At 64.0% G+C, this 6,916-nt stretch carries 4 protein-coding genes; all 4 read right to left on the bottom strand.

Translation table 11 applies throughout. From position 1 onward, the window contains the following. Positions 1-87: 87 nt before the first annotated feature. Positions 88-1,218, bottom strand: a complete 1,131-nt coding sequence (locus tag B3V69_RS06110; RefSeq protein ID WP_296444762.1) for an ABC transporter substrate-binding protein — start codon at positions 1,216-1,218, stop codon at positions 88-90. Between the two features lie 122 nt (positions 1,219-1,340). After that, complete coding sequence (locus B3V69_RS06105) at positions 1,341-1,745, bottom strand: YchJ family protein (RefSeq protein ID WP_296444760.1); 405 nt, start codon at positions 1,743-1,745, stop codon at positions 1,341-1,343. 4 nt (positions 1,746-1,749) lie between these two features. Continuing rightward, the gene (locus B3V69_RS06100) at positions 1,750-5,469 is read right to left on the bottom strand and encodes an EAL domain-containing protein (protein ID WP_296444758.1); all 3,720 of its coding nucleotides are present in this window, start codon (positions 5,467-5,469) and stop codon (positions 1,750-1,752) included. A 148-nt stretch (positions 5,470-5,617) separates the two neighbouring features. Beyond that, a partial coding sequence (locus B3V69_RS06095) for an aldehyde dehydrogenase family protein (protein WP_296444756.1) occupies positions 5,618-6,916 on the bottom strand: 1,299 nt, incomplete at its 5' end.

The following is a 6,916-nucleotide window of genomic DNA, read 5'->3' as shown; positions in this document are numbered from 1 at the left end:
CCGGTCTTCGGCAAGCCGCAGGTGACGATGTTTGAGCTGGCGGGCCTTGTGGGCAAGCACCTGGCCTGAGGGGTCAGGGCAATTCGGTTAGTGCATGAACTTGCCGTTGCGCCCGATGATCGTCAAATCGGTGTAACTGGAGCCCAGATGGTCTTTGCTGCTGTAGTTGATGGTGAAACCGCCCAGGTTCACATCCCGCATCGACTCCAGTCCGCTGATGAGCGCCTCCCGCGACAGATTTCGCCCGGCGCGGCGCAGCCCCTCCACCAGCACGCGGGCCGTGAGGTAGCCCTCCAGGCTTGAAAAGTCGAAGTCCTTCTGCCCGGCGTCCACCATGCGCTGCTGGTACTCACGAACGATGGCGCTGTTCGGGGCATAGGGAAACGGCACCACCTGCGAGATCACAATACCCTGGCCGACGTCGCCCAGCTCGTCCGCCAGGGCTTTGGAGCCGACAAAGCTGACGTTGAAAAACTGGCCGCCGTAGCCTTTGCCTCTGGCCTGTTTGATGAACGCCGCGCACGAGGTGTAGGCGCCGATCTGAACCACCGCTTCGGGCTCCGACTTGAGAATCGCCTCCAGCGACTTGGCCACATCCACACTGTTGCGCTCCACCGTGGCCGTGGCCACCGGCTTGAGTTGGCGCTTGGCCAGGGCCCGCACCACGCCCTCCAGACCTGCCTTGCCGTAGGCGTCGTTCTGGTAGAACACCGCAATTTTTTTCACGCCCAAGGTCGTGAGGTGCTGCACGATACGCTCGGTCTCGTCAAAGTAACTGGCCCGCACATGAAATACCTGCCGGTTGAAAGGCTCCCGCAAGGCCTGCGCGCCGGTGAACATGCCCACCAGCGGAACCTGCTCTTCGGTCAGGATCGGCAGCGCTGCCAGCCCGGTGGGGGTTCCGACCGAGCCGGCCAGCGCAAACACCTTGTCTTCCCGGATCAGGGCCCGGACGGCGGCCGCTGCTTTTTCAGGCTCATAGCCATCGTCCCGCGTCAGCAGTTTGATGGTGCGCCCGTGGACGCCGCCCTGCGCATTGACCGCATTGAAATAGGTCTGCATGCCCAGCTGCATGCGCAGCCCCAATTGGGCCGCGGGCCCGCTGATGGCGGCAAACTGGCCAATCACGATCTCCTTGTCGGTCACGCCGTTCTCGGCCCAGGAGAGCGAAGAGACCAACACCAGGGCCAAAGAAGCCAGTTTCTTGATGATATTCATGGGGTCCTGTCGATGCGCTCGTACTGCAAAGGCGCAAGGCTACCCGAATTCCGGCAAACAATCGATGGGGGTTTTCCGGCCTGTGCGCCAATACGTCAGCCCGGACCGACCGCAGGCGGCGGTCAATCGGACCCGTGCATCTGGCCGTCGATGTAGTACCAGCGCCCGCTTTGGCGCACGAAGCGGCTGGTCTCATGCAGGCGCTGCGCGCGCCCGTTCTCGCGGCAGCGCGCCACAAACTCCACCACGCCGGCGTCACCACTCGCTTGCGCATGGCGCAGCTCCAACCCCAGCCACTTGAGCGGCGGCAGCGCCAGCTCGCCCGGCGCCGTCGACGGGTGCCAGGTGGCCAGCAGGTAGTCGATCAGACCCAGCACATAGGCGCTGTAGCGTGAACGCATCAGCGCCTCCGGCGTGGAGGCGTGCACGCCCTCGGCCAGGCCGGCATGCCAGGGGCCGCAGCAGGCGGCGTAGGGCCGACCGCTGTCGCAGGGACAGGGGCTGTGAGCCGGGTAAAGCTTCTTCATGCGGTCACGGGGCGCGCGAGAACGTGGCGACCAGCCCCTTCAACTGAACAAGCAAGGCGTCCCGCAGGCCGTGGAGCTCACCCAGCCTGGCCAGCGCCTGCGCCTGTCGGCCCTGGGCGCGCATTTCGCACAGCTCGCTGGCCAGCCCATGCACCTGCAGGTGCAGCGTATCGATGGTCGCAAAAAAGGGGATGGCGCCATAGCGGGTCTGTCCCTCGCCGTCGAGCCACTGGCCAAAGCGGCACTGCTGGGGATCCAGCGGCGGCGGGGTTTCACGCTCGCCCTTGAGGTGGCTTTCCATGGCTTTGATCCAGGCGCGGTGTTCGACGCTGGCAAACAGCAGTGGCAAGTCATCGCGGCTCACCGCCGGCTGATCGTCCCAGGCCGGGTCGGGTAACCAGCCCGCCTGCCAGTCAGGCAACTCATGCGCCGGCATCGGGCGGGCAATGCCGTAGCCCTGGGCCAGGTCGCAGCCGAGTTGCAGCAACATCGCGCCGTGTTCCACGGTCTCCACCCCTTCGGCGATGACCTGGCGGTGAAAAGCACTGGCCAGGCCAATCACGCCCTCCAGAATGGCCAGGTCATCCGGGTCGTCGAGCATGTCGCGCACGAAGCTCTGATCGATCTTGAGCTGGGTGACCGCCAGGCGTTTCAGGTAGGTCAGCGAGGAATAGCCGGTGCCAAAATCGTCCAGCGCAAACAGCACCCCGAGCTCGCGGCAGGCCTCGATGATTTGGGATACGCCGGCCACGTCTTCCAGCGCGCTGGTTTCCAGCACCTCCAACTCCAAAGCGCCCGGCCTGACGCCCGGGTGCGCGGCCAGAATCTTGCCCAAGCGCCGGGCGAAGTCGGTCTGCTGCAACTGGCGCGCGCCGACATTGACGCTGACCGGAATGTCCAGTCCGAGCGCCCGCCACAGCGCCATCTGGCTCAGCGCAGTGTCGATCGCCCACTCGCCGATGTCGACGGCCAGCGGATGGTCCTCGATCACCGGCAGAAACACCGCCGGCAGCAGCAGCCCTTTTTCCGGATGTTGCCAGCGGATCAGGGCCTCGGCGCCAATCACCCTGCCGGTGCGCATATTCACCTTGGGCTGGTAATACAGCACGAATTCGCGCTCGCTCAGGGCCAGACGGATGCGCTCCAGGCTTTCGTGATGGCCGCGCACGCTGCGGTCCTGCTCGGCGTCAAAGACGTGGTAACGGTTCTTGCCCGCCAGCTTGGCCTGGTACATGGCCTGGTCGGCCTGGCGCAGCAGTTGATCGGCGTCCACTTCTTCCGCTTGCGGGTAGAAGGTGACGCCGACACTGGCCGACACCTGGAGGATGCGATCGCCAAACTGTACCGGCTCGGCGGCGGCGACGAGCAGGCGGTTGAGCATGGGCAAGCTGGCCTGGATGTCGTCCAGGTCGTCCAGCACGGCGACGAACTCGTCACCGCCCAAACGGGCGAGCGTGTCGCCCTCACGCAGCGCCAGCTTCATGCGCGCGGACAAAGCGATCAGCAACTGGTCACCGGCTTCATGCCCGTGGCGGTCGTTCACGGCCTTGAAACCATCGAGGTCGAGAAACGCCACGGCCAGCCGTTGTCCGCGCCGCTTGACCTGCGCAATGCCCTGGTGCAGCCGGTCGGCCAGCAGCACGCGGTTGGGCAGACTGGTCAGCGCATCAAAATGGGCAATATGCTCGAGCTGTTTCTGGTGCGCCTTGAGTGCGGTGATGTCGGAAAACAAGGCCACGTACTGCTGGGTCTTGCCGTGCACATCGCGCACGGCGCTGATGGTTTGCATCTCGGCGTAGACCTCGCCGCTCTTGCGCCGGTTCCACACTTCGCTGTACCAGTGGCCTTTCTCGCCCAGATCGCGCCACATGGCGGCGTAGTACTCTTTTGTCTGACGCCCGGACCTGAGGATGCGCGGGTTTTTTCCCACGACTTCGTCACGGTCGTAGCCGGTGATGCGCGTGAAGGCGTCGTTGACGTCGATGATGCTGCCATTGGCGGTGGTGATCATGATGCCTTCGCGGGAATGGGTGAAGACGCTGGCCGCGAGGTGGAGCTTTTCCTCGGCTAATCTGCGCTCGCTAATGTCGCGACAGGAGCCAAAAACGCTACCATCCGCCAGCAGCGTGCCGTTGAAGTCGACCGGTACCAGGTGGCCGTCCTGACGCTGGAGCCGAAGCTCACAGCGCAAGGATCCGGTGGCCAGCAGTTTCGCGAACAGGAAAAGGAATTCCGGCAGATCTTCGCTTGGCGTGACATCGCGCAGGCTCATGTCCAGCAAGTGATCGCAGCCGTAGCCCAGCAGCCGCGAGGCCTCCAGGTTGACGTACTGGTAGCGCCCCTGCTGATCCATGATGAAGATCGCGTCGGCGGCGCCCTCCAGAATGTTCTTGAGCTTGGTCTGGCTCAGACGCAGCGTCTTTTCGTTCTGCCGCAGGGCCTCTTGCGCTTGTCGGCGCGACGTGATGTCCTTGCCGACGCCGCGATAGCCCATGAAACGGCCCGCTGCATCAAGAATCGGGGTGCCGCTGATCGAGATCCAGTACTCTCGCCCGGCCTGCATCGGCCGCTGTATTTCGAAATCATGAAATGGCGAATGCGCATTCAATAACGCGCGGTGCGCGTCCCAGTCGCTGGCCGACAGGTTGAGCGCCGGGATGTCCCAGCGGGTCAGGCCCATGAGCTTGGCCGCCGGGATACCGGTGTTCAGTTCCAGATCGCCGTCCATCCGTACAAAACGGAACTGCGCATCCTGCTCCCAATACCAGTCCGACGACAAGAGGGTCAGGTTGCGAAAGCGCTCTTCGCTCTCACGCAAGACCCGGTACGCCTGCCGGCGCTCAATCTCGTGTCGGTAGAAGAAGTAGCCGCCATAGAACAGGAAGGCCGCAACGACGGCGGCGAGGTACTTCAGCAAGTCGCCCCGACCGTCTTCTTTGTCCTCGTAGATGCCAAACCATTTTTCGTACAGCGCGTCATACGTGCCATTGGATTTGGTCAGCGCCAGTCCTTCGTTGAGCTGGCCCAGCAGCTCGGATTGCCCTTCCTGCACCGCAAATGCGAATTTCTGCGAGAACCCGACCTTGACCTTCAGCGCCTCGAGCTCGCCCAGCCCCTGGGCCTGCAGTGTCTGCAAGCCGACCAGCTTGCTCAGCAGCATGGCATCGTGGCGGCCGGACGCCAGCAAGCGCAAACCCTCGGCGGCGGTATCCACCAGCACCAGCTGCTTCCCCCACCCTTTGGACACGGCATAGTCGTACGCCAGATCGGCTTTCAGCACGATGAGGGACTTGCCGGCAAGATCAGCCTCGGAGCGGATATTGGCCCCGCCTTTGCGCACGAAGACCGCGCCGTGGACGATGGCATGGGGCACGCTGAAATCGGCGAACCGATGGCGCTCATCCGACTGCGCAAGATTGATCAGGACATCGACCTTGCCGTCCCTGAATTCCTGAAGGATCTGATGGAAAGGTGCGACGTGCAGGGTGTAGTTCAAACCGGCCTCGGCGGCAACGGCTTTCCACAAATCGACGGTAAAGCCACCGGCAGTGGCATCGCTCATGCCGGTGACGAAAGGCGGGTAGTCTTGTTCGCTGCCGACCACCAGCGTGTGTTTTTGCAACTGAATGACAGGAACAGCCTGGTGTGCCGTCGGAGGGGGCGGATTGACCGGAGTCACAGCCTGCGCAGCGCCGACCCCAAACAGCGCTAGAAAGACGGCCATGAGGACCGCCGGCAAGCGGCTAACAACTGCCCGCCAAGACATTGGAGGGCGCGAATACGCCATCTTGGGGGGAGAAATCATTACCGCCATTTTAGTGAACCGTCGGTCTCTCCCTTTGATGTAAATCGTCAAACCGATGCGCGGTCGATCAATTTTGACGAAGATGCCAGGCTTTCGGCCGCGTGAAGGTCTGGATACCGTAGCGGGACAGCGTCAGGCCCAGGCCGGAGTCGCCGTAGCCGCTCCAGGGCAGGCGCGGGCTGACGCGGTCGCAGCAGTTCCAGTAGACGCTGCCAGCGTTGACCTGAGCCAACAGGCCTCTGGCGCGCGCTTCATCGGGCGTGTACACCCCGGCGGTGAGACCGTAACGGCTGTCGTTCATGAGCCGCACGGCCTCTGCATCGCCCGACACCTTCTGGATGCCGATGAGGGGGCCGAAGCTTTCCTCGCGCATCAGTTCCATGCGGTGGTTCACATCGGTGAAGACGGTGGGCGCGTACCAGTTGCCCGGTCCCGGCAGACGGGCGCCACCGGTCAGCAGCGTGGCGCCTTGGGCTTGGGCGTCCGCCACCTGGGCGTCCAGCAGGTCGAGCTGCGGCGCGCGCGTGATGGCGCCGATGTAGGTGTTCTCGCTCATCGGGTCTCCGATCTTGAAGCCGCGCACCGTGGCCAGGAAAGCGGCGACAAAGGCAGCGTGAACCTTCTCGTGCACGTAGATGCGTTCCACCGAACAGCAGCTCTGCCCGGTGTTGTACATGGCGCCGTCGGCGAGCGACGCGGCGGCGGCTTGGGGGTCGGCGTCTTCACAGACATAGGTCGGGTCTTTGCCGCCCAGCTCCAGCTGCAGCTTGACCATGCGCGGCCCCAGCGCCTGCGCGATTTTGGCGCCCGTGCCATAGGAGCCGGTGAAGAACAAACCGTCTATTTTTTGCGCCTGCAAGGCGGCACCGACCTCGCCACCGCCGACCACGGCGATAAAAACATCCGGCGGCACACCGGCCTCGTGCAGCAGGCGCGCCATCGCCAGCCCGCTGAGGGTGGCGTATTCAGACGGCTTGTACAGCACGGCATTGCCGGTGAGCAGCGCCGGGATGAACACATTGCCGCCGACAAACCAGGGGTAGTTCCAGGCCGAGATATTGGCCACCACACCGAGCGGCAGGTGCTGGATCTGCTCGGTCATGCCGCCCTCGGCAAAAACCGTCTCGGTCACCAGCTGCGCGTCCACCTCAGCCAGAAAGAAGTCGATGCGCCCAAGCAGGCCAGTGAGTTCGTTGCGCGACATGGTGATCGGTTTGCCGGTCTCGCCCGTCAGGGTGGCCGCCAGCGACGCCAGCTGCGCCACGACGGCGGCGCGAAAACGGGCGATGCAGGCCTTGCGCTCAGTCAGTGACACTGCTAGCCAGCCAGGCTGCGCCGCGCGAGCCCGGGCCGCCTTGACCGCCAC

This window comes from Rhodoferax sp. UBA5149 (assembly GCF_002413825.1).
GTDB lineage: Bacteria > Pseudomonadota > Gammaproteobacteria > Burkholderiales > Burkholderiaceae_C > Rhodoferax.
The sequence above is the reverse complement of the archived record's forward strand: the minus strand, read 5'-3'. Positions and strand labels throughout refer to the sequence as shown.